Consider the following 23,169-nt stretch of genomic DNA (forward strand, 5'->3'; position numbering starts at 1 on the left):
CCCGGGTAAACCGGGCATTATTTTTTCATCTGGGGGATTAAGCCGCGTTCGAAGACGCGTCAGGCTTTTTTTCCTGCTGCATTTTCACCAAGAAGTAGACGTTCACGCAGGCGATAAAACCGTTGGTCATTACTACTGGCCAGGCATCAATCATTAAGCCGTAGGCAGTGAACAGCGCACAGCCAATAAAGTTTAGAACGCGCAGTTTCACGATGTCTTTCATTGTCAGAGATACCGCCACCATGATCGATGCCGCGTAACCTAAAATTTCAACCATACTCATATCCATTAATTTGACCCTCGGTAATAGTGTGGACAGTGTCAGTGTCGTACCAATCTTCTCATCTTGAGAGTAGTGAGGAAGCTCCATGCCTCGAATGGTTCTCTCGGTTGATTTGACCATGGGTTGAGTATTGCCAAACCACCAAGAAAAGATGCCGCTATATCGCTATTTTAGTCAAACTTGCGCTTGTCGGTACATCCAGTTGATTCACTGCCAACACTATAGCAACGGAAAATATGTGATGAAAGGCTCGTAATTTTGTTCGGTGAAGGTTAGCGATTACGCAAACGTTTAATGTCGATCACGTTCAGTTTTCTGCACTGAATCATTGATAGATAAGTTAACGCCGATGGGGGGGAGATTCGCAGAGGAAGAAAAGAGAGAAAAAGAAAACCCACCTTTCGGTGGGTCTGAATGAATTAGGCTTTTTTGCTTGAGTCATTTGCTTATCGTGTTCAGTCAGGTCTTTGATACGGCGGCTGAGGTCACGGCGCTCTTTAGAAATTTCAGCGCTTTTGATGATGTGGTCATCCACACGATCTTCATAGTCAGACTTCATGTTTTTGATGATGCCCAGAATCTCTTCGTGGCTCATGTTTGGTTTGATGTAGTCCAACAGATTCACAAGCAGTTCAACACGCTTACGGTTATCACGAACTTTTTTCTCGTTATCATCGAGTTCGCGTTGAAGTTTATTTTTGCGGCGAGCCAAGCTCACAATTTCAAATACGCTGTTCATAGGTTCCTTTTCCTACCTTTTAATGCAACTGCGAAGATTAAAACACAACAACTCACTTCATAACAGACTTAAGATCAATATGCGGCTTAACTTGACCAATTTATCACCACTCAGTTAGGCAGCCGATTGTACATAGGAAAAAATGCGCTATATCATGGGCGCCATTCATGAAGACATGATGAGTAACCATGCGTAATTCTGAAATTTTGGTTCCCCCAACACTGACGCAAATTGAGCCTGACGAAGCTGCCACTAGGCTGCGAGAGGCTTATGTCAACGCGCGTCAGCAACTCGAATTGACCGAAATTGAATTAAACCGCGCCAAAATCGTTATGATTGATGAGAATGGCAAGATGATTCGGTTACCTCTGTTAACCGAACACTAAAATACCGACTTCGGGTTCGCCCGCTAGCAGAAGGACAGCACGATGAATATTCAACTCTCCCCACTCGAAGCCCGCGTAATTGGCTGTTTGATTGAAAAAGAAGTCACCACGCCCGATCACTACCCACTGACACTCAACAGCTTGACGACTGCCTGTAACCAAAAGAGCAATCGTGAACCTGTACTCAACCTGAGTGAAGCGGAAGTACAAGATACGGTGGAAGCGCTCATTGCTCGCCGCCTCGTGAGTGATGAAAGCAGCTTTAACAGCCGTACCAGCAAATATCAGCACCGTTTCTGCAACACAGAATTTGGTGATCTGAAGCTGAATGAACAGGAGTTAGGGCTGATTTGCTGTTTACTATTGCGTGGTGCGCAAACCCCGGGTGAACTGCGTACACGTACCAACCGTTTGTGTAATTTCAGTGACGTTAAAGAAACTGAAGCGGTGCTTGACCGTTTAGCTAACCGTGAGTCAGGTGCTTTAGTCGTTAAGCTGCCACGTGAGCCGGGTAAGCGAGAGTCTCGTTACCATCATCTGTTTTGCGGTGAAGTGGATATGACCGCTTTTGCTGCAGGTGCTGAAAACGAGGGGGCGACATCGTCACAACTGGCGGAGTTGGAACAAGAAGTCGCTGCGTTGCGTGAAGAAGTGGCAGAGTTGCGGGCTTTGATTGAGCAGCATTTAGGTTAATGGAAGCGCCAGCCTCTCCGCTTTGGTCTGTTTACTTAGTCCGAACGGCGCGTAATGCCCTTTATTGTGGCATTACCACGGACGTCCAGCGCCGCTTTGCTCAGCACCAAAAGGGCAGTGGCGCTAAAGCACTGCGTGGCAAAGGCCCATTAGAGTTGGCTTGGTCACATCCAGTCTCAGACGACAAAAGTGCGGCACTGAAATTGGAGTGTCGCATTAAAGCGCTCTCTAAAGCCCAAAAAGAAGCGCTAGTCGCAGGCGGCGCTCATATTGAACACAGTGAGGTTATTTTCAGTTGATCGTTCCAGATTGGTGATTTTGATCACCTTTCTCACTGGGAAAATGTCATTCTTGTATTAACCTTGATTATGGGATAACCAAACATAGGTTGGTAACGGAATGAATATACAAACAAAAAGTACTTTAGCAGTGGCCATCACTATGGCCTTCTCTTCCTCTGTATTGGCGGCAAATATCGTTGTTGATGCCCGTGGTGCAGGGATGGGCAATACAGGCGTCTCGACAGCAGACTATCTCCTCGCTCCTTATTACAATCCAGCGCTCACCGCGGTTTATCGTCAAAAGGATTCCTTTGGTGTCTTGCTCCCCAGCATAGGTCTGAGAGCAGAAGACACGGATGAGTCACTAACGACGATCGATGATCTGCAAGATTCTATTGAGCAGTTTGAGCGTTTAGGCGCAGGGGCAGCAACGCAAGACAACATCAACCAGCTGAACGGTTATCTGGATCAATTATCGGATGACAAACCATTGGCAGTTACGGCGGGGCTTGGTTTAGCTGTGGCTTTACCGTTTAATACCGTATCAGTTAACTTTTTTACCCGAGGTTATGCTGAAGTGATCGCTAAATCCAACGTTGCGGCCAAGACGGGTGACACCGCTATCGATGTACAAAATCGTTATCAAAATTCAGATGTAGATTTGATCGCCTTTAGCTATACCGAAGTAGGTCTTGCAGTTGCGAAGCAAGTGATGCTTGCTGGGCAAACCGTGGCTTTGGGTGTGACTCCTAAAATACAGCAGTTGAGGACGTATCAAGACAACATTTCAATCAAATCATTCGAGTTGGATAACTACGATAAGAGTGAAGTGAAAGATAATGCCTTTAATCTTGATATGGGGGCGGTGTGGTTGTTGGATCAGTATCGTGTTGGTGTGGTTGCTAAGGATCTGTTTGCAAAAGACATTGAAACCTTCAATAAAAACAATACCTACAAGCTGGATACTCAACTTACGGTGTCCGGAAGCTATGTTACTGATTATTTTGTCGCAGCTGTCGATCTCGATTTAACCAAGCAGCGCCGTTTCAACGGGGATAAAGACGATATACAGTTCCTCCGTTTCGGGGTTGAAGGTAATGCTTGGAATTGGGCGCAGCTAAGAGCGGGTTATGAGGTTGATTTGCAAAGTTCTTTAGATGATTCGGTTTCTTTAGGTCTGGGCATCAGTCCAGGGGATTTTGTCAGTCTCGATATCGCAGGATCTTATGCTGGCGACAGTCAGTTTGGTGTTGCTGCTAACCTTGCGTTTACCTTCTAAGCATATTTTGCTGAATAAGTAGGCAGTCGCAGGTGTGAGAAACCTTTTTTCCCACACCTGCACTATGAATTAACCTAATCATGCTTAATAATCAGTGACAACGATTTCCCTCTCAGGGCAAAAAGAGTTCATCTTCTACTTTATGGTGCTAACCGAGACTGGTACCGTAAATCCTTGGTTGATCCTCGTGAGGAAACTATGAAAAGAAATATACTGCTGTCGCTGCTTCTGACTGCAATGCTCTTCACTTCAGCAACCGATGCTGATTCTTTGAAAGGGTATTGGCATTATGATGAGTTCCTGATGGAATTCCCCGAGCAGCAGAATCTGACCGATCAGCTAGCAAAAACAGTACGCGATAAGCCTATACCACTCAGTGTTAAACAGCGGCAACCCGTCGTGATTTCGGTCGTGTATCCCGGACAACAGATCTCCGATTATTGGGTTCGTAATATCAAGGCTTTCGAGAAACGGATGGATGAACTCGGTATCCGTTATCAAATTAATCAAGTTTTTACTCGTCCTAATCTCGATACTCGCCAGCAAAGTGTCTCCTTGATGGAAGCACTCAAAAACAAGAGCGATTATCTGATTTTCACTTTAGATACCACGCGTCACCGTAAGTTTATTGAGCATGTGTTGCACTCTTCTGAAACCAAGCTGATTTTGCAAAACATCACGACCCCCGTAAAAGATTGGCAAGGCCGTCAACCTATGATGTACATCGGCTTTGATCACGAGCTAGGGGCTTTGCAGCTCGCGCAGCAGTACCAAAAAATTGCCCCTAAACAAAAACCATACTCCGTTCTCTATTTTTCTGAAGGTTACATCAGTGAAGCACGGGGCGATACTTTCATTCAGCAGATGAATGAAGAACACCGTTTTCAATTGGCTTCTTCGTATTACACTAAAGCGACCGAACAAAGTGGTTACGAGGCGACATTGAACATAGTCAAAAATAATCCAGAGATTGGTTTCATTTATGCCTGTGCAACGGATATTGCTTTGGGAGCCGCTCAAGCATTAAAAGAACTTGGCCGACAAGACATTTTACTGAATGGCTGGGGTGGCGGTTCAGCTGAATTGGATGCTTTGGCCAAAGGCGAACTGAATCTCACTATCATGCGAATGAATGATGATACAGGCGTGGCAATGGCGGAAGCCATTAAGTGGGATTTGGAAGAGAAAGTCGTACCACTCGTCTATTCTGGTGATTTTGAAATCGTGACCCAACAAGATTCATCAAAATATGTTGAAGCACTGAAAGCCCGCGCTTTCCGTTATTCGGATCGTTAAGGGAAAGAGGACTAAGTGTTTGAACATTCGACCTAGCCAGATCAAGCATAAACAGCGTATCGCTTCATTTATTACTCATGCGGTGGTCGCGACCTTGGGTGTGTTGATCCTGAGTGTTTTATTCCAAAGCTATCAGATCAGTAGCCGCTTGATGGCACAAGAAGGGCAACGAACCTCGGTTCAAACCTCAAGCCTGATACAAAGCTTGTTCGATTTTCGTCTAGCGGCACTCAAAATTCACCAAGACAGTACGGCAAAAAATGTCAGTTTAATTAGTGCATTGGCCAGTAGACAGTCTGGTCGGTTGGATGAGTTCTTTTCCAGTGTTGATGAGCTTGAGCTCGCTAATGCGCCCGATCTGCGTTTCATTTCGAGTAACGATAAAATCCTATGGGATGACGGCAACGCCTCTTTTTATGGGATCTCAGTGTCTGAACAGAATAAGTTGATTCGCAAAGTGGCGATCAGTGGCAACTGGCATCTGGTGCAAACCCCCAGTGATGGTAAATCGATCCACCTTTTAGTACGTCGCTCGTCACTGATTGAATCCGGCACTGGCCAAGTGATGGGCTACCTCTATGTTGGCATCGTACTTAACGACAACTTTGCTTTAGTCGAAACCATACGCAGTGGCAGTAACTCTGAAAACCTCGTGTTGGCGGTGGATTCTAATCTGCTGGTTTCTACACTGAAAGGTAACGAGCCTTACACGTTGGATTACGTGATGAACAGTGCCAACGACGCAATGAACGACAGCTTTATTGTGGGGCAGACCTTTTTAGATGTGGAAGGTGTGCCAACCTACCTTTGTGTTTACTCGATTCAGCCCAACAAAAATGTTCTGACCTTACGTGATAATTTTTATTTCTGGATGGCCTTTGCGCTCGTAAGCATGATTGCAGTATCAATTGCATCACGCTGGTGGTTGCAAAAACGTATTCAGTCTGAAATCGAAACCTTAATGAGTTACACCCACAAGCTGATGGAGTTAGATACGAAAAGTCAGTTCGCGGGGTCGAAAATCTATGAATTTGACTATTTTGGGCGAACTCTCGAGCAGTCATTCCGCCGTTTGGCCAACAAAGAGAAGCAGTTTGAAGATCTCTTCAACTTTGCTTTGTCACCCACCATGTTATGGAATACGGCTGGTCGACTGATCCGTATGAACCCTTCGGCACAAATTCAGTTCTTGCGTGAAGATGCGCAGAATCATTTCTTATTTGAGATTCTTGAACGTCAATTATTGCCGATGATCACCTATGCGGCACAAGGTAAAAACCCTAGTGAAGTGACGACAGAAGTGGATGGGCGAGTGTATCGCTGGAACCTTTCACCAATCATGGTGGAAGGGCAGATTATCTCGATTATTACCCAAGGTCAGGATGTCACATCAATTGCTGAGGCAGAAAAGCAGAGCCAAGTAGCCAGACGTGAAGCCGAAGAGTCTGCGCGCGTGAGGGCGGAATTTTTGGCCAAGATGAGCCACGAGCTGCGTACGCCGCTCAATGGTGTGTTAGGCGTTTCTCAATTGCTTAAACGTACTCCACTCACGGATGAGCAGCGTGAGCATGTGGCGGTACTGTGTAGCAGTGGGGAGCATCTGCTGGCGGTGCTGAATGATATTCTGGATTTCTCTCGTCTGGAACAAGGTAAATTCCGCATTCAAAAGAGTGAATTCCGTCTTAAGGAATTAGTCTGCGCGATTGATCGAATCTATCGTCCATTGTGTAACGACAAAGGGATAGAGCTGGTGGTGGAATCAAACATCACGAGTGCGACCTTGGTACGCAGTGATCAGATCCGTATTAATCAGATTCTGTTTAATTTGCTCAATAACGCGATCAAATTTACTCACCAAGGTTCCATTCGAGTCGCTCTGGAATTGATTGAAGGTGATCCTTTAGCGCAGTTGGTGATTCAGGTGATGGATACCGGGATTGGGATTCGGGAAGAAGATCTGACCGTAATTTTTGAGCCATTTATGCAGGCGGAATCGACGACAACTCGTGAATACGGCGGCAGTGGTTTGGGGTTGACCATAGTTCATAGCTTAGTTGAGATGCTCAGTGGGCAATTGCATGTGAGTTCAGAATATGGTCACGGCACACGCTTTGAGATTCAGCTGCCGATAGAGTTGGTGGAAATGACCGCGACGCCTCAACAGCTTGCTCCACCGCAAGAGCCGTATCGATTATTTGAAAAACCGCTACGTGTGCTGCTTGTTGAGGATAACCATACTAATGCGTTCATTGCTCAAGCGTTTTGTCGTAAATATGGTCTTGATGTTAGCTGGGTCACCGATGGGTTACAGGCGATTGAGGAGCTCAAGCTCCACACTTATGACTTGGTGTTGATGGATAACCAGTTACCTTATCTTGATGGCGTAGAAACGACGAAAACCATCAAACAGGTTCTGCATTTGCCTGTTGTGGTGTATGCCTGTACGGCAGATGGTCTGGAAGAAACACGCCAAGCCTTCTTCCATGCAGGTGCAGAGTACGTACTCGTTAAACCACTCAAAGAGCAGACACTGCATAAAGCATTAGAGCACTATAAAAACCAGTATCTCAATAACAATGATCGCTCAAATTGAGCCAGCAAGAAAAGCTTGTTCTAGCACTTGTTTTTTCAATGGTTCGGTGAGAGCGATGGGTTGTTCAAACTGAATTCCGATCAAATGGCCGTTAGCTTGACGGCGAATATTGACGATCTGGCTTTTAATCAGTTTCGGTAAGAAGGGATCGAGTTCGCTGTTAATGCGCACTTTTGATCCCTTATTTAACTCATTCTCGCCTTTGATAAACACTCCACAGCCTGACACGGAAAAGTCCACTAAAGTCCCTGAGTAGCTTTTGTTGTCTTCGTTGAGTTCGGCTGGGATAGCTATTTTGTAGCGCTCATGGCTGCGAATGGCTTTGGTTGCAAAGTGCTTGGGAGGGCGCAAAAACAGCATACAAAAAGGCTTGGTGCTGGCTTGTAAAATCGACGTTTTAAACGCCAGAATATGACCCAACTCTGTATCACACATGCCTCTTAGCACGATCTGCACATTATTGACCTTGCGCATCACTAAAGCCTCATGTGCTTTGAGCGGTAGATCCAAAATGATGTGTTGTTCTATCTTGTGGCCGATGAGCGTTGTGTGGAAAGCGTAGGAATCTTCTGGGCCAAATTGAATTTCAGCCGACATTTTCATGCCGGGTTTTAAAAGTAAGGCCAGTTTGTTTAGATCAGTTGAACCGATAGCCATGCCAAATAAGTAACACCTCGTTAATAATTGGCAAAGTTATACACCTTAAAACGGTTTTTTTGCCACACTCATCTCGCCATTCTTGCATTAAGTTGACGTATTGATACTACGCCAAGCGAGTGTCGACTCAACTTGGCGTCTCTGAGTGAGAATAGTCGTTAAAACTGGAAACGCACACCCATTCCAATTTGTGGTCCCCAAACGCCGGCATTACGTGTTTCTGCTGTCAATGAAAGCTGCTCCGTGGAATGAAAACGTACACCCGCGATAAAGACAGAGTGATCACCCAAACGGCCAATCCGTGCGTGGCCTTCCACTTGGTTAGTCAACCAAACGCGGCCACCAATGTTGAATTCGAGTTCTGTATCTCTTTCACCGCCATTTTCTTTTGGCATGCGAATGCTGTGTACCAACATCTGTCCATACACATCAGCAAACTGGCTTACAGGGCCATTAAAGCCGATGCCGCCTGCAATATCCCAGTCGCTGTCTAATTGAGAGTCGATGCGCGCGATAAAGTGTGAGTTATCGGTAAAGTAGGTGCTGAACTCAACGCCGCCTGATTCCGGGCTCATTGCGGTTCTGAACTCAAGAAAGTTGTAATTAAAGTTGTTAGCCAAAGCTGGTGTAGAGAGTGTCAGGCCAAGCAGCAGGGATAGGTGCGTTTTATTAAGCATAATGACGTTGTCCGCAAGCAATCAAATAAGTGGCAAAGATACCGTAATAGAAAGCAAATTACAGGCCATTTATGCCAAATCGTCATTTGTTGAATGATTCTGCATCAGAAAAATTGATCGGAGAGGGAATGAAAGAAGAAAAGAAAGGGGTTGAAGCGAAAAGTAGCAGCGATGCCAGAAGGCATCGCTGTGTGAATAATTAGGCGGAGATATTACAGCAGTTCAATATGATCCACTTCAATCTCTGGTGTGCGGCCGTTTTCAAATTCACCGAATAGGCGCACTTTGGTTTCTGGAGTCAGGGTTGCGTTCAGGCGAATGTCATCATCCAGTTCGACCTGAATTTCGTTGCTACCATCAGAAAACATATAAGTGTCCTTACGCAGTTGACGAACCAAGTTGCCTTCCACTACCACTTTTTTCTCCATAAAAGGGTTTGATGAATCAAGCAGAGACTGCACTTTCACCACATCTACAGGGCCTTGGAATTGCACACCCGTTTGTGCTTGGTTATCGTCAACAAATTTGATGTGCTGAGAATTGTCAGCAGCTAGGGTTACTGCAGGAGCCAGAATCAGAGCAGAAGTCAGAGCGATAATAGTACGTTTCATAGTTTTTCCTTTTTTAATCATTTTGCCTCTTCACGAGACTCTTTGTTGTCTTGATGTGGCTATTAAACGCTATCGGATTTGAACGAATACTGAGGTGACGATTAATATTCGGTTCATTTTGTTGAGTGAGCAGGGTTCAGCACTTATTATGTCGCCAAATTCAGAGAGTTAAGTTGAAATGATTCCGACATCAAAAGCCTTAATGGTGCAAGGCACCACCTCAGATGCTGGCAAAAGTGTTTTGGTTGCGGGGCTGTGCCGTGTATTGGCTCGCCGAGGCATCAAGGTAGCCCCTTTTAAGCCGCAGAATATGGCGTTGAACAGCGCGGTAACCCCCGATGGTGGTGAGATTGGCCGCGCACAAGCCGTACAAGCACAGGCATGCGGTATTGCACCAAGTGTGCACATGAATCCTGTATTGCTGAAGCCCAATTCCGATACGGGTGCACAAGTGATTTTGCAGGGGCGTGCTTTATCCAACATGGAAGCCAACGCATACCACGACTATAAAAAAGTCGCGATGGATACCGTGATGGATTCCTTCCAGCGTCTGCAAAACGACTACGAAGCGGTAATGATTGAAGGGGCGGGTAGCCCGGCCGAAATCAACTTACGTGCCAATGACATCGCCAATATGGGCTTTGCTGAAAAGGCTGATGTTCCGGTGATTATTGTGGCGGATATTGATCGCGGTGGCGTGTTTGCCCACTTATACGGCACGTTGGCGCTGCTTTCAGAGTCAGAGCAGGCACGAGTCAAAGGCTTTGTGATTAACCGTTTTCGCGGTGATATTGCGCTGCTGCAATCTGGACTAGACTGGTTAGAGCAGAAAACGGGGAAGCCTGTGATTGGCGTATTGCCTTACCTGCACGGGTTTGATCTGGAAGCGGAAGATGCGATTTCAGCACATCAAACACTTTCAGCGGATCGCCAACTGCGTGTTGCGGTACCTGTGTTTACGCTGATCAGTAATCACACGGATTTTGACCCGCTGCGGCTTAATCCCAATATCGATTTTCGTTATGTCGGGCAGGGCGAATCACTTTCGGGAGCGGATCTGATCATTCTCCCCGGTACTAAATCCACGCGAGCTGATCTCGCTTATTTACGCTCTCAAGAATGGGATAAAGAGATCCTTCGTCACATGCGCTTGGGTGGTAAAGTGATGGGGATTTGTGGCGGCTTTCAAATGCTTGGGAAATGGGTACATGACCCATTAGGTATTGAAGGTGAAGCGGGAAGCAGCGAAGGGCTGGGTCTATTTGCGATGGAAACTGAGCTCACCACCGAAAAGCGCCTTACCAATGTGCAAGGTACATTGACGTTAGACGGACAAGAAGTTATCGCGCAAGGTTATGAGATCCATGCTGGGCGTTCGACTTGGACTGAAGATCAAAAAAGTCCGATTTTGCTCAGTGATGGTTGTGTCGATGGGTTAGTCAGTGACTGCAATCAACTCTTTGGTACCTATTTACATGGTATTTTTGACCGCCCTGAAACCGCGCTGCGTGTTTGCCAATGGGCAGGCGCTGCGGAAATTGAACAGTATAACCACAGAGCAGTACAAGAGCGGGCGATTGACCGCATCGCAGATGCGATTGAACAGCACCTAGATCTCAAACTCTTGTGGCCAGACTTATAAGGAAAATTCACATGTTCAAACGAATTTTGTTGCTGCTGTGTATCGCTTTTAACGTGCAGGTTGTGAGTGCAAAAGAGACGCTGCAAATCTATGCGGCATCGTCGATGACCAATGCGGTCAATGCCTTGGTCGCAGCCTATCAACAGCAGCATGATGTTAAGTTGGTGACGGTGTACGGTGGTTCTTCTTCTCTGGCACGCCAAATTGAGGCGGGCGCGCCAGCCGATCTGTTTATTTCCGCTAATGAAGAGTGGGCGAATTACTTGGTTGAGAAGTCTCTGGTCAAGGCACAAAACGTCACAACGCTTGCGGCAAACAGTTTGGTCTTGATCCGTCCTTCTACGCAGCCTATTGAAGCATTTGATGTGCAAAATGTATCGGCATGGCAAGCAGCATTAGCAGACTCACGATTGGCGGTGGCACAAGTCGATGCTGTACCTGCGGGTATTTATGCCAAGCAAGCTTTGCAATATGCCGGAGTGTGGTCGCAACTCGAATCACGCCTTGCGCAAACCAATAACGTGCGTTTGGCTCTGGCGTTGGTGGAGCGTGGTGAATCTCCCCTTGGGATTGTCTATAAAACCGATGCGATGCTCAGTGACAAAGTCACGATCGTGATGACTTTCTCGGCGCAGTCACATCAAGCGATTCGTTATCCACTGGCACAACTTAACGATAAAGCCGCAAGTGCTGAGTTGGTGAAGTATTTCCGCTCAGCTCAAGCACAACAAATTTTGCAAGGCTTTGGCTTTGAATCTGCCAGCGAGTAATGAGTTGTGTTGACCGATTACGAATGGGCAGCACTGGTGCTGAGTTTGAAAGTGGCGGGTTACGCCACGTTATGGCTGCTGCCGATCGGCATAGTGCTGGCGTGGGTGTTGGCGCGTACTTCTTTTGTCGGCAAAGGGCTGATTGATAGTTTAGTACACTTGCCACTGGTTTTGCCGCCGGTGGTGATTGGCTATTTGCTGCTGATCAGCATGGGTCGGCAAGGTTTTATCGGCCAATGGCTTTATCAAGTGTTTGGGCTGAGTTTCAGCTTCAGTTGGCGTGGTGCGGTGTTGGCTTGTATGGTGATTGCGCTGCCTTTAATGGTGCGCTCGATTCGTCTCAGTCTGGAAAGCGTTGATCAAAAACTCGAACAAGCAGCTCGCACTTTAGGCGCATCACCACTGCGAGTCTTTTTCACCATTACATTGCCGTTAACTTTGCCGGGAATTTTGACTGGGGTGATGTTGGCTTTTGCGCGTAGCCTTGGCGAGTTTGGCGCCACCATCAGTTTTGTTTCTAACATCCCAGGGGAAACACAAACCATCCCGCTGGCCATGTTCACCTTTTTAGAAACACCGGGTTCGGAAATGGAAGCCGCTCGGCTGTGTGTGATCTCCATCGTTATTGCATTAGGTTCACTGTTTACTTCGGAATGGTTAAGTCGCCGCATGAAGCATCGCCTAGGAGTGCAGTAATGAACGAGGTGATTTTACAAATCCAAAAGCAATTAGGGGAAACTCACCTCGATGTGGATTTACGACTGCCTGCATCAGGGATTTGCGCCATTTTTGGCCGTTCTGGAGCGGGGAAAACCTCGTTAATCAACCTGATCAGTGGATTAACCACGCCTGAGCACGGTGAAATTCACCTTGCCGGACGGACTCTGTTTAGTTCATCACAGTGCATTAACCTGCCAATTGAACGGCGCAAGATCGGTTATGTGTTCCAAGATGCACGGCTTTTTCCGCACTACACGGTGCGTGGTAACCTCAATTATGGGGTTACCCAAGCCGATCCTGATTACTTTGCCAGCGTCGCTCGCTTATTGGCATTAGAGCCGTTATTAGATCGCCATCCACGCGATCTCTCCGGTGGAGAAAAGCAGCGTGTAGCGATTGGCCGTGCGCTGCTGTCTAAACCGGATTTGTTGCTGATGGATGAGCCTCTGGCCTCGCTCGATATGCCACGCAAGAAAGAGGTGATGCCATTTCTGGAAAACCTTGCGCAGCATTTTCAGCTGCCGATTCTTTATGTCTCACACAGCATGCAGGAAATTTTGCGCTTGGCCGATCATCTGGTGGTGTTGGATCAGGGTAAAGTTTTGAGTTCGGGGCCTATTGAACAAGTCTGGTCATCTAAAGCGATGCGACCTTGGCAATCATTCAGTGAACAAAGCACGCTCTTTTCCGCGATGGTGGCCAAACATCACCAAGAATACGGTTTGACCCAAGTCCGCTTGGCGGATGAGGTTCTACTTTGGGTACAACAAGTGGATGCTGAGATCGGCAGCAGTGTGCGCATGCAAGTGCGTGCCAATGATGTGTCGATAGCGCTAGATAAACCTACCACGAGTTCTATTCGGAATATTTTGCCAGCACGCATTGTGGCGATTGAACACCAGCAACCGAGCAAAAAAAGCGTTTCGCTGAAACTGGAATTAGCACCGAAATGCTATTTGTGGGCGGTGGTTACTGAATGGGCTTACGCGGAGTTGGCGTTAGAAGTGGGCATGTCAGTATTCGCGCAAATTAAAGGGGTCAGCGTGTCACAACGCGATGTGATCCTGACCCATTAGCCTTAGTCTTGCCTTATTTACACTGGCATTAGTTTGCTGGGAGATCGGTTTTGTGCGCTGAGTGATCAGCGCGCGAGCTTATGGTGAGCACGTGAAAAATGTCCGGCACAAAACGCCCCGACAATCGATAACTCACCAGCAAGACAAAGTGCGGCGGCCACTTCCGCTAAGGCTCTTGCGTGGCCTTGCCCCGCTAACCCCATTAAGGATAAGCAGGCCTGTTGGCTGGGTAGGCTGGTGCCACCACCGACGGTTCCCACCATCAAATTGGGTAACGTTACGCTGGCATACAAACCGCCTTTCGGGTGGATTTCCATACGCGTCATCCCAATCGCGGATTCCGCCACACACGCGGCATCTTGTCCGCAAGCAATGTAGAGTGCCGCTAGGGCGTTCGCGTAATGCGCGTTGACTCCGATTGCGCCACTGAGTGCTCCACCCACTGTGGTCATTTGACCAAACTGCACCATTTTTTCGGGTGTGGTGTGCAGATATTTTTTCACTAACTCTGTGGATAGATGAACTTCTGCGGTTACTTTCTTGCCGCGTACACTGCGTAGCGTGTAGCTGTTGGCCTTTTTATCACCGGAGAGGTTACCGTCCAAAAAAGCTTGAGTCGGTGTGACCGGAGAGTGGCTCAAAATAAACTCAAATACCGCGTGCGTAGCAATGGTCACCATGTTCTGCCCACTCGCATCGCCTGTGGTGTATTCAAACACCAGATAGACGTGATTGCCCTCAATATTGACTTGAATATCTTTGAGCTTACCGTGCGCGGTGGTGGATTGAGCAATCTCTTTCATCTGTTCAAACTGGCTGGTGACCCAACCGACAAATTCTCCGGCTTGCGCTAAAGAGAGAAAGGCAAAGACAGGCGTTCGAGTCACCCCTTCATTGATCAATAGTGCACTTGCGCCACCTGCCGCAGTGATGAGTTGGCTACCGCGATGATATGAAGCAACCAACGCCGCTTCCGTGGTGGCAAGCGGAACCAGATAATCCCCTTGGGCATGCGACCCATTGACGCGCAGCGGCCCGGCAATTCCGACAGGTAACTTCACTGTGCCAATGAAATATTCGATGTTTTTCTGGTAAGCCAGCATGGTCTGTTCGGTATGTTCATCGAGCAGTATCGCTTGAGCTTGGGGTGCATCCAGTTTTTGCCAGCGCTTCATCACTTGTTGTTCATTGAGTGCGGGGCTTGGTGTTAGGCGTAAATTTGGCCTGTGAAAGCGCGGAGCGAGTTGCTCAGTCAGCATATCGTTATCAAGAGTCGCCATATCCGGCGAATAAGGGGGCAGCAGAGCAAACTTAGGCATAACAGTTCTTGGTATTGAGTTTGCTGGGCATTGTAAAGCGAAAGAGGTGAATTTCAACGCGAGGATAAAAAAGCTTACAGTTTGTTTTAAACACGCACATCCAACATGGTGCCGAGCATGTCTTGATCGCGCTGAATGATGTTTGTACCGATGCGGCTGTAGTGTGATGCCTGATTGAGAGCATTTAAGGCATCAATATGATCGGCATACTGTTTTTTGATTGCCGGAGGAGCGGGTTGCAGGCTTGGATCGACATTTTTGGTGCTCGATGATTCAACAGGGAGGCTAGTTTGTTGAATGTCACGCGCGGCGTCTTCCATCATTTTGGAAGATTGCATGAGCATTGAAGAGCCATTGGGAACTGCTGATACGGGCATAGTACTTACCTCACCTTTGTGCTTAAAGTTTAGCCGTACCGCTTGGGTTACTCAAGTTAAGAAAACAGATGTGCAATCGCGTCCAGTTCTTCGTCGGTCAGCAGAGAAGTTTCACCTTGGTGTAGTGAACGATCAATCTCTCCCTGTAGGGCGCGAAGTTGCTGCGGGCTTAACTGGCTCAATTGGGCTTTCCAGCGTTCAAATTGTTGATGATTCATTGCGTGTTCCGGTAGTAATAAAAATAGGTCGTTGTTCAGACGTTTTCGACAATCGGTGCTCATACTGAACGCTCCATGTTGCCGTGTTGTAATAAGCAAAAACTAGCGCTGCGCTGGTGGTTTTTTGTCCGAAAAGTGTCAGTGTTTTCAAAAGATGTGGTGATTAGTTTAGAAAAGTCTTAATAGAAGAGATGTGGGTTCAAATTTAGGAAATGTGGAACACACCTTTAAGTGACAAAAGATAAAGCCAGTCATTGTGGGACTGGCTTAAGCTCTATTTTTCTGTGGTTGTGTTGACACGTACGGCAAATTTACTGGCGAGAGAGTGGAGCTCTGGCAACATACGATAAATCAAGTGCAACTGTTGCAGCACCATTCGCGCGGATCCTTCGTCATCTTCACGCCATTCAGCAAGGCGTTTTTCTAGCCCGGAGCTGTCAATGCTGCTGGTATCACACTCTCCATAGTGGTGGAACAATTGTTGATACAAGAGGTCGAGATGTTGGTGGATCACTCGATGCGAATCTAATACCAATTGATGTACTGTTTCATCATCAAGCCGAGTGCGGTGTGCTCCGAGTGCTGAGATGTAACTGAGCAGGGCATGGTTAAGTGTTAAAAAGCGAAAGCTTTCATCTGCAGCAGAACGATAACGCCCCGGCTCTGCCAGCATATTGGTAACCGCCGCGGAGAGGGCTGCATCTTGATTGTGTGCATGACGCCGAGCAATCCGGTAACTCAAGCTGTCTTTTTTGCCAATCCGATACTGACCGATGATTTGTGCCAGATACTGCTTATTAGCTTCCACAGCTTCTGCCATCACTTTGTGCAGACGCTTGGATTGCCAGTCAGGCAGAATCCACATCACGGCGGCAACCGCTAATGCACAACCAATTAAGGTATCCGCCAGTCTTGGTAACACAACGGCATAACCTTCACCTAATTGGTTGAAACAAAACAGAACCAGCAAGGTAATAAAGCCAGTGGCATAACTGTAGTTGTTTAAGCGGAAAGCAAAGAACATCACCCCAGAGAGCACAATAAACACTAACTGGCTTTCTTGCGATGGGAAAACGGTGAGCAAAGGCACTCCGATTAAAAGTCCGGCTAACGTGCCAATAATCCGCGCTGTGAGTTTTTGCTTGGTGGCAGCGTAGTTAGGCTGGCAAACAAAGAGCGTGGTGAGCAAAATCCAGTAACCGCGTTCAATACCCAATCCTTGAATAATGCCGTAACCAGCCGTAAGTGCGATAGACATACGCAGCGCATGGCGAAACAACAGCGAATCTTTACTTAGATTGGCACGTAGACGCTGCCACATGCTGCTTAAAGTGTGTGCCTCGGTATCATCCAACACACCTTCATCGGGTTTGGCTGCATCTGGGTTACTGACGTTATTGAGCTGTTTCTCCACGGTGGCGAGGTTATTGAACAGATACCCCAACTGGCCGAGTAAGCTCTTCCAGTCTCGGCGCTCTTGTTGTCGTAAATAACTCAGCGACAGTTGCAGCTCATCAAGTGCCACAATCGAGGCGGAATCGTGTTGGTAGCTGTGACCAAGGCGAATGGACTGCGCAATATCTCGGCATGCTTTTGCCTGCGTTTCCAGCAAGTATTTAAAGCGGAACAGAATGTCTGAGCGACCAAAATGATCGGCCAGTTCTTGATAACGGTAGTGGCTGGAACTTACCCGTTCGTGAATATCTTGCGCCAGAAAATAGATGTTTAAAAAGCGGTCGCTGGCACTATCGACATGTCCCCGTTTGGAGCGGGTGAGAAAAATGGCTTTACATTGATTGAGGGAGTTGACCGTAGCGGCATTGAGGTTTGCTTCAATGATCCGATAGGGTTGTGGGACCATATTGGAAACCGGATGAAACAGGGTAGATTTCGCTTCTAGGTAATTCGCCAGTTGCAAAAATACGTTGGCCAGATTTTGTTGCACAGGTTGCATTGGCCAGAAAGCATGCCAGAGCATAGACATCAGGTAATACCAAGCACTGCCACTGAGCAACAGTAATGGCTGGAACCAGACATTGGTGCTTTGGTGTGCGCCCAACATGGTGTAAACGGCAATCAAGAGTGATGCAAAAGCGATACTGGCGTAACGGGCTCCCATTGCGCCGAGCATAATAAAGCCAAACGTCGAAGTGAAAAGGCCGATGGCAAATAACCACGGTGTGCGAAACAGAATTTCAATCGAAAAGGCTGCGATGGCAAAGCAGATCAAGGTCAGCGTGATGGATTTCAACCGGCCACTGAAGCGGTCATCGCGATCAGCCAGTGCGGCGGCAATAACCCCCAAAATCAAGGGCGTAATCCAAGTGTTCAGTTGATAATGCCAAGCAGGGATCACCACACCAAGCAGAGTGAGTAATATCAAGACACTGTAGTTAACAGTTTTATTTGCCCAATACAGGCGCAGTTGATTGGTTTTTGGCACAGCTCAGCACGCAAGTCAGTGTTGAAAGTCCGGAGTGTAGCAGATTGAGAGAATAAGATTCTGATCAAGATAAAGAAATCTCCTCTTTCGGCTGGATGGAGCAAGGTCATGGGTTGTGGTTGGTGAGAAAGAGTTAAGTGCTCATTAATCATTAAGAATATTGACATTATCTTTTCATCGGCGAGAGGGATTGAGTTATTATTGCCGACAACTTTGTTAGTGGGCTTTTATCAATGCAGCTGAACGCGAATAAGACTGCACAGTTTTTTATTGCCAATGAATATTACCAAGTCCAACTTGAAAAAGAGTGGTTGGTTCTCACTTCGCTCAGTAGCGAAGAGCGTATCCCATTCCATGTTTGGAATGGTGAAGTGCAGATCCGAAGAGGGTTGGTATGGGGTTCTTTGCAATTCTTTGCTCACCCAGAAGAGGGCGTGCAACGGACTTGGTTGGTGCAAGGTCTGCCTTGGCCGCAATGTCGAGAGTTTGGGCATCAACTGGTTGCTCATTATCAGGCATGGCACAACCGTCAGTGCGAACAACTTAGCCTCTATTTCCCTCGTTGGCAGCAAGAGCTGTCGCGCCTAAAGCGTTTACCTTCTTTCTTGTCTCATTCCGCGATAGAAGCTTGGGTTGCGCAGGTCTATGCCGATTTAAAACGGATGGATATGACCTTGCATGAAGCGCAGAAACACCTGCCCACCGTGTTTGACTCTTTATTGCCTTGGCTTTTGGATACTTCAGCGACTTTGCATGAGCGCAACCAAGCTTGGCTAGAGGTAGAACGCGCTAACTGGACTGTGCTGTTTTCTCAGCTCGAATCCTCACCTTTGAATGTATCGCAACAATACGCGGTACTGCTCAATGACGATCATAACTTAGTATTAGCCGGAGCAGGCTCAGGCAAAACGAGCGTGTTAACGGCTCGCGTTGCCTACTTGCTGCAAAGCCATCTTGCCAAACCGGAGCAAATTTTGATGGTCGCATTTGCGAGGGATGCCGCGGAAGAAATGGCTGAACGACTGAAAAATAAGATAGGTCTGGAAGCTGAAAGATTGCATGTGAATACCTTCCACCAGTTGGGGCTGCGTATTCTCAACCGTGTTGAAGGCCGAACCGTGATCATGTCGCCTCTGGCGAATGACAGTAAGCTTAAGCAGGCATGGTGTATTGATTGGTTAAAGCGCCATTGGATGACGCCTACCAACTTTAAACGTTGGCAAAAACATCTCGCCAAATGGCCAATTGCGTATCTGGCGGGTGATGATGAACTCGGCAGTCATGTTGAAAACCCTAAGTTGATTGCTTGGCTTGAAAAGCAACTCGATCAACTCGCACAACTCAGCCTCACGAAAAAAGAACTGCAAGAGCGCTTGGTCGATCACGATGATTTTCCACGCTTAAATAGCGAGCTTTCCCTATGTTGGCCATGCTACCAAGCGTGGCAGCAAATGCTTAAAGAGCAGAATCATATTGATTTCAACATTATGATCACCCGAGCTATGGAGTATGTTGAAAAAGGCAAGTTCCGTTCGCCATGGAAATTTATCATGGTGGATGAGTATCAGGATATTTCGCCGCAGCGTTTGCGCCTGCTTCAAGCGCTATGTGAGCAAAATCAAGGACAATGTAACCTGTTTGCTGTGGGCGATGACTGGCAATCTATTTACCAATTTGCAGGTTCAGATGTTGATTTGACGACGGGTTTTGCCGCGCGCTTTGCACAATCAACCGTGCATTATCTTGATACGACGTATCGTTTTAACGACCAAATAGGCACAGTGGCGAATCGCTTTATCCAGCAAAATCCGAATCAACTGCCCAAAACGCTCAACAGCTTTAAAACGCAGAAGCAGAAAGCGGTTGTGCTAGCGTCAAATAATTCGGTTGAAAAAATACTGGATGAAGTCAATCGTGCGACCAATAAGCTAAAAACCGTGTTGCTACTTGGTCGTAATCACTATCACAAGCCGGAGTTTTTGAAAGATTGGCAGAACCGCTATCTGTCACTCAAAATTGATTTTATGACCTGCCATGCCAGTAAAGGCAAAGAAGCCGATTACGTGATTATTCTGGCGGTGGATGAAGGTCAATTCCCAGCAAGAGTCAAAGCTCTGCATCTGGATGGAGCGCTAAGTCAAGGTGACGACGATTTTCCTTATGCTGAAGAGCGACGCTTATTCTACGTGGCGTTGACACGAGCCAAGGAGAAGGTGTGGGTTACATACAACGGCAATGGATCTGGTTTTGTGCAAGAGCTGCTGAATGATGACTATCCGGTGATCCGGCAGAAATAAAGGTCAACAAGCGAGTTGAGAAGAACTGCCGAAAAGGTATCACCAACTTGTTAGATCATATTCCCAATGAACCCAACCTTACGGTGGGGTTCTTTTTTAACTCAATGAGTCTAAGAAGCTATCTCGATATCAGAGGTAAGATGGCTCATGCAGTCAGCTCTTTAATTCATAAGTGGATATAAATAAGATTTGTTCAGTTAAGTCTTTAGTGTTGGATGGTATGTTAAAGGGCAAGAAATCGCCGGTTTTCGTTTTCTTGCTCGTGCATATTGGGTGGCCGATGTGATATCGACGGCCACGGCAGGGTCTTTGTTCATCAGAATTAACGAGTGTGATTGAAATCAGCAGATGCTGAGTTATGAATTGCTGTGTAAACAGTTACCATGTAAACAACAAGACCCAGCAAAGCGCTGGGTCTTATCGTTAATCAATGTTGTTGATTAGGTTTACACATCGTGAGGTGGTTTATGTCCCATCAACATGCCATGCACGTAGGGATGACCCGTGAGTTTTGACATGATAATCACTGCGGAGACATGTACAGCAACGGCAATCATGGTGAGATCAGCCAAAGTACCATGGACTTCTTTAATCCAATCTTCCCCCCAAAACATATCCCATTGACTCATCCAGCCAGAGAGGCCAGTGGTAAGTAGCAAAGCCCACATTGCCCAGATCATAATGGCACCAGCAGGGTTATGCCCAGTGTGATTATCTTGTTTGGTTTTCAGCACCTCTTTAAGGTGCTCTATTGCTTTGGGTATTGATGGTACAAACGCACTGAGACGAGCTGGGGAGTGAGTGAACAATCCCCATACTAAACGTAGCCCTACAGCCGCCATCACAATATAACCAACCCATTCGTGTGGCTCACTACCTTCTTCGAGAGCAAAAAAATTCGCTAAGAAAAGTGCGGCAACCAACCAATGTGTAGCTCGAACAAAAAGATCCCAAGTGTGTGGTTTAGCCATCTTTTTCCTCTTTCACCTTTTCCATATTGGTTGGATTGAAATAAATTTCGACGCGTTTGTTGTCTTTATCGTGTCCATAAAGCTCGTAACAACCCGTTTTGGTGACTTTAAAGACTTTAATTTTGTAACCCATCTCTTCGACTTGTTGCTGTGCTTGTTCAAAAGGAATCCAACTACTTTCTGGCTCTTTAGTGCAAGTTGGGTCAGCAAATGCCGCTGCTGAAACTAAGCCAAGAGAAGTGATAGCAAACAAACGAGAAACTGATAGTAGTGACATAATGCGCTCCTTTACGTTATGCATTGATCTCATCTTACGGATTCAACCTTAATGAATACTTAAGAGAGTGGTTAGAATGCGTTCAGAATTGAACTCACTAAGCTTAGTGCAATAAAAAAGGTTTGCTTTCGCAAACCTTTAAAATAGTGTGGATGAGTTTTTAAAGCAGGATCCAAGCCCAAGTAAAGGCTGCAAAACAGAGGGAGACAAAAACAGCCGCAGAGCCGATATCTTTAGCTCGTCCACTCAATTCATGATGTTCCGCACCAATGCGATCTACCACCGCTTCAACCGCTGAATTTAGCAGTTCAGTAATGACAATAAGCACTAAACAGCCAACGAGTAATACTTGTTCCACGTTTGTGACGGGTAAGAAAAACGTCAGAATAGTGAGTGGCAAAGTTAAGGCAACTTCTTGACGAAATGCGGCTTCATTTTTCCATGCGGCGGCAAAACCTTTCATGGAGTAACCAGTAGCATAGAATATACGGGCAATACCTGTGCGTGAATGTTTCATAGATTTCTGTTGTGTTGTGTTTGTTTTCAATGGATATGGATTATAAAGATTTACACTGTTCTGCCAACTAATAAAAAAATTTTCCATGTAATCTTTTTTTCTTAAGTATTAATTAAGAATTTGTATCAACTGAGGTGTTTCATGGAGAGTTGATATTGTCCCATTCTTGCTAAGTTTTAATCATGTTATTAAATCCTTTTGATTTTTTGAGGTCCCTTGTGATTATTTGTAAAGTTAGGCGTGAAACTTGCTTACTATAAAATGATTGCTATTGATAGTTTGTAACCAATTGCAAATGTTTACTTATTTTCGTGGTGGTTTTAGTACTTGGTGACAATAATGAATTAAGTGTTTTTATACTATTTATTAGTAAGCAAATTAATTAGGTGGTTTTAATTTTAAATATTCATTGATTGAATGAGAAGAATATCATTTAAACAACAAATAAAAGGATTTTGTCATGAAGTTTCGTCTGCTGTTGACTATATCAATATTCAGTTTTACCTCTCCTATGTCGTACGCAGCAAAAAGTAAATTGGAAGTTTACGGAGATATCGCTCAATACGGAATTCCTCTCACGGCGGGTTTGATTACGGCGATTCATATGGATGGCGAAGGCATGATGCAGCTTGCAGAAGGCGCATTTTGGACTGCGGCGACAACCGAAATTCTTAAGGTGTCGGTTGATGCGCAGCGTCCTAACGGCGGTACGCAAAGCTTCCCTTCTGGACATACCTCTGCGGCAAGTCAGGGGGCCGCTTACTTACAATTTCGTTATGGCTCTGTCTATGGCATACCTGCTTACGCTGCCGCTGCAGTTGTGGGTTACTCGCGTGTCGAAGCCAACAAACACTACTGGCGAGATGTGGCGGCGGGCATGGCACTAGCCACGGGTATTCAATATGCGATTACAGTAGGGGGCATTTCCGCTACTAATTTGGTGCTTATTCCTTATTTTGATGGTGATGAAACTGGTATTTATGCGAGCTTGTCTTTTTGATATTACGCGGTGTTATTCGGCCTAATGATTGAAAGTGAAAGGAGTGT

At 46.5% G+C, this 23,169-nt stretch carries 23 protein-coding genes and 1 pseudogene; 12 read left to right on the forward strand and 12 right to left on the reverse strand.

Annotated features, from left to right (window positions below):
- Positions 1-37: 37 nt before the first annotated feature.
- Positions 38-289, reverse strand: coding sequence for a YgjV family protein (locus tag D908_RS05880; RefSeq protein ID WP_005520676.1), 252 nt, complete (start codon positions 287-289; stop codon positions 38-40).
- Positions 290-707: 418 nt separating this feature from the next.
- Positions 708-1,022, reverse strand: a pseudogene (locus tag D908_RS0119660) (DUF496 family protein); the annotation flags it as partial.
- Between the two features lie 188 nt (positions 1,023-1,210).
- Here D908_RS0119660 and D908_RS05875 point away from each other — a divergent pair.
- The 6 genes from D908_RS05875 (at position 1,211) to luxQ (ending at position 7,550) form a co-directional block, all read left to right on the forward strand.
- Complete coding sequence (locus D908_RS05875; RefSeq protein WP_005525715.1) at positions 1,211-1,408, forward strand: hypothetical protein; 198 nt, start codon at positions 1,211-1,213, stop codon at positions 1,406-1,408.
- 42 nt (positions 1,409-1,450) lie between these two features.
- Positions 1,451-2,101: a YceH family protein gene (locus tag D908_RS05870; protein ID WP_005525716.1), complete on the forward strand. Its 651-nt coding sequence runs from the start codon at positions 1,451-1,453 to the stop codon at positions 2,099-2,101.
- Positions 2,101-2,400: a GIY-YIG nuclease family protein gene (locus D908_RS05865; protein ID WP_000387992.1), complete on the forward strand. Its 300-nt coding sequence runs from the start codon at positions 2,101-2,103 to the stop codon at positions 2,398-2,400. The genes D908_RS05870 and D908_RS05865 overlap by 1 nt, the downstream gene beginning before the upstream one ends.
- 100 nt (positions 2,401-2,500) lie before the next feature.
- Positions 2,501-3,661 carry a conjugal transfer protein TraF gene (locus D908_RS05860; RefSeq protein ID WP_005525718.1) on the forward strand — a complete coding sequence of 387 codons (1,161 nt, stop codon included), beginning with the start codon at positions 2,501-2,503 and terminating at the stop codon, positions 3,659-3,661.
- 198 nt (positions 3,662-3,859) lie between these two features.
- Complete coding sequence (locus tag D908_RS05855) at positions 3,860-4,957, forward strand: autoinducer 2-binding periplasmic protein LuxP (protein ID WP_005525720.1); 1,098 nt, start codon at positions 3,860-3,862, stop codon at positions 4,955-4,957.
- A gap of 19 nt (positions 4,958-4,976) precedes the next feature.
- A complete protein-coding gene (luxQ, locus tag D908_RS05850) occupies positions 4,977-7,550 on the forward strand; it encodes a quorum-sensing autoinducer 2 sensor kinase/phosphatase LuxQ (RefSeq protein ID WP_005525723.1) in 2,574 nt (857 codons plus the stop codon).
- Here the strand turns inward: luxQ and D908_RS05845 are convergent.
- The 3 genes from D908_RS05845 to D908_RS05835 all read right to left on the reverse strand — a co-directional run bounded on the left by D908_RS05845 (position 7,542) and on the right by D908_RS05835 (position 9,495).
- Positions 7,542-8,207 (reverse strand): PilZ domain-containing protein, encoded by a 666-nt coding sequence (locus D908_RS05845; protein WP_000974291.1) that lies wholly within the window; start codon positions 8,205-8,207, stop codon positions 7,542-7,544. The genes luxQ and D908_RS05845 overlap by 9 nt on opposite strands.
- Before the next feature lie 158 nt (positions 8,208-8,365).
- Positions 8,366-8,884: a hypothetical protein gene (locus D908_RS05840; protein WP_005525725.1), complete on the reverse strand. Its 519-nt coding sequence runs from the start codon at positions 8,882-8,884 to the stop codon at positions 8,366-8,368.
- A gap of 212 nt (positions 8,885-9,096) precedes the next feature.
- Positions 9,097-9,495: a YgiW/YdeI family stress tolerance OB fold protein gene (locus D908_RS05835; protein ID WP_005525727.1), complete on the reverse strand. Its 399-nt coding sequence runs from the start codon at positions 9,493-9,495 to the stop codon at positions 9,097-9,099.
- Positions 9,496-9,673: 178 nt separating this feature from the next.
- On the opposite strand from D908_RS05835, the gene D908_RS05830 reads away from it, so the two are divergent.
- Genes D908_RS05830 through modC form a run of 4 tightly spaced genes read left to right on the forward strand, consistent with a single transcriptional unit; the run spans position 9,674 to position 13,703 of the window.
- Positions 9,674-11,137 (forward strand): cobyric acid synthase, encoded by a 1,464-nt coding sequence (locus D908_RS05830; RefSeq protein ID WP_005525729.1) that lies wholly within the window; start codon positions 9,674-9,676, stop codon positions 11,135-11,137.
- Between the two features lie 11 nt (positions 11,138-11,148).
- On the forward strand, positions 11,149-11,907 hold the full coding sequence (gene modA / locus D908_RS05825; protein ID WP_005525731.1) for a molybdate ABC transporter substrate-binding protein: 759 nt from the start codon (positions 11,149-11,151) through the stop codon (positions 11,905-11,907).
- Positions 11,908-11,913: 6 nt separating this feature from the next.
- The gene (gene modB / locus D908_RS05820) at positions 11,914-12,603 is read left to right on the forward strand and encodes a molybdate ABC transporter permease subunit (RefSeq protein WP_005507434.1); all 690 of its coding nucleotides are present in this window, start codon (positions 11,914-11,916) and stop codon (positions 12,601-12,603) included.
- Positions 12,603-13,703: a molybdenum ABC transporter ATP-binding protein ModC gene (gene modC, locus D908_RS05815; protein WP_005525733.1), complete on the forward strand. Its 1,101-nt coding sequence runs from the start codon at positions 12,603-12,605 to the stop codon at positions 13,701-13,703. Before modB ends, modC begins: the two co-directional genes overlap by 1 nt.
- A 65-nt stretch (positions 13,704-13,768) precedes the next feature.
- On the opposite strand, the gene D908_RS05810 is transcribed toward modC, so the two are convergent.
- From D908_RS05810 to yccS, 4 genes are all read right to left on the reverse strand, one after another.
- Positions 13,769-15,022, reverse strand: a complete 1,254-nt coding sequence (locus tag D908_RS05810) for a hydroxymethylglutaryl-CoA reductase (RefSeq protein ID WP_005525735.1) — start codon at positions 15,020-15,022, stop codon at positions 13,769-13,771.
- 86 nt (positions 15,023-15,108) lie between these two features.
- The gene (locus tag D908_RS05805; protein ID WP_005525737.1) at positions 15,109-15,399 is read right to left on the reverse strand and encodes a hypothetical protein; all 291 of its coding nucleotides are present in this window, start codon (positions 15,397-15,399) and stop codon (positions 15,109-15,111) included.
- Between the two features lie 56 nt (positions 15,400-15,455).
- Positions 15,456-15,680 (reverse strand): hypothetical protein, encoded by a 225-nt coding sequence (locus D908_RS0119665; RefSeq protein ID WP_000102087.1) that lies wholly within the window; start codon positions 15,678-15,680, stop codon positions 15,456-15,458.
- A 211-nt stretch (positions 15,681-15,891) separates the two neighbouring features.
- Positions 15,892-18,060, reverse strand: a complete 2,169-nt coding sequence (gene yccS / locus D908_RS05800; RefSeq protein ID WP_005525739.1) for a YccS family putative transporter — start codon at positions 18,058-18,060, stop codon at positions 15,892-15,894.
- Between the two features lie 233 nt (positions 18,061-18,293).
- Here yccS and helD point away from each other — a divergent pair, with 233 nt between their 5' ends.
- Positions 18,294-20,357 (forward strand): DNA helicase IV, encoded by a 2,064-nt coding sequence (helD, locus tag D908_RS05795; RefSeq protein ID WP_005525741.1) that lies wholly within the window; start codon positions 18,294-18,296, stop codon positions 20,355-20,357.
- A gap of 446 nt (positions 20,358-20,803) precedes the next feature.
- Here helD and D908_RS05790 read toward each other — a convergent pair whose 3' ends face one another.
- The 3 genes from D908_RS05790 to D908_RS05780 all read right to left on the reverse strand — a co-directional run bounded on the left by D908_RS05790 (position 20,804) and on the right by D908_RS05780 (position 22,122).
- Positions 20,804-21,328: a cytochrome b/b6 domain-containing protein gene (locus D908_RS05790; RefSeq protein WP_005525743.1), complete on the reverse strand. Its 525-nt coding sequence runs from the start codon at positions 21,326-21,328 to the stop codon at positions 20,804-20,806.
- On the reverse strand, positions 21,321-21,605 hold the full coding sequence (locus tag D908_RS05785; RefSeq protein ID WP_000055364.1) for a PepSY domain-containing protein: 285 nt from the start codon (positions 21,603-21,605) through the stop codon (positions 21,321-21,323). Before D908_RS05785 ends, D908_RS05790 begins: the two co-directional genes overlap by 8 nt.
- Positions 21,606-21,765: 160 nt before the next feature.
- Positions 21,766-22,122, reverse strand: coding sequence for a diacylglycerol kinase (locus D908_RS05780; RefSeq protein WP_000682925.1), 357 nt, complete (start codon positions 22,120-22,122; stop codon positions 21,766-21,768).
- 460 nt (positions 22,123-22,582) lie between these two features.
- On the opposite strand from D908_RS05780, the gene D908_RS05775 reads away from it, so the two are divergent.
- Positions 22,583-23,122 carry a phosphatase PAP2 family protein gene (locus D908_RS05775; RefSeq protein ID WP_005525745.1) on the forward strand — a complete coding sequence of 180 codons (540 nt, stop codon included), beginning with the start codon at positions 22,583-22,585 and terminating at the stop codon, positions 23,120-23,122.
- Positions 23,123-23,169 lie beyond the last annotated feature (47 nt).

This window comes from Vibrio mimicus CAIM 602, from assembly GCF_000338875.1.
Lineage (GTDB): Bacteria > Pseudomonadota > Gammaproteobacteria > Enterobacterales > Vibrionaceae > Vibrio > Vibrio mimicus.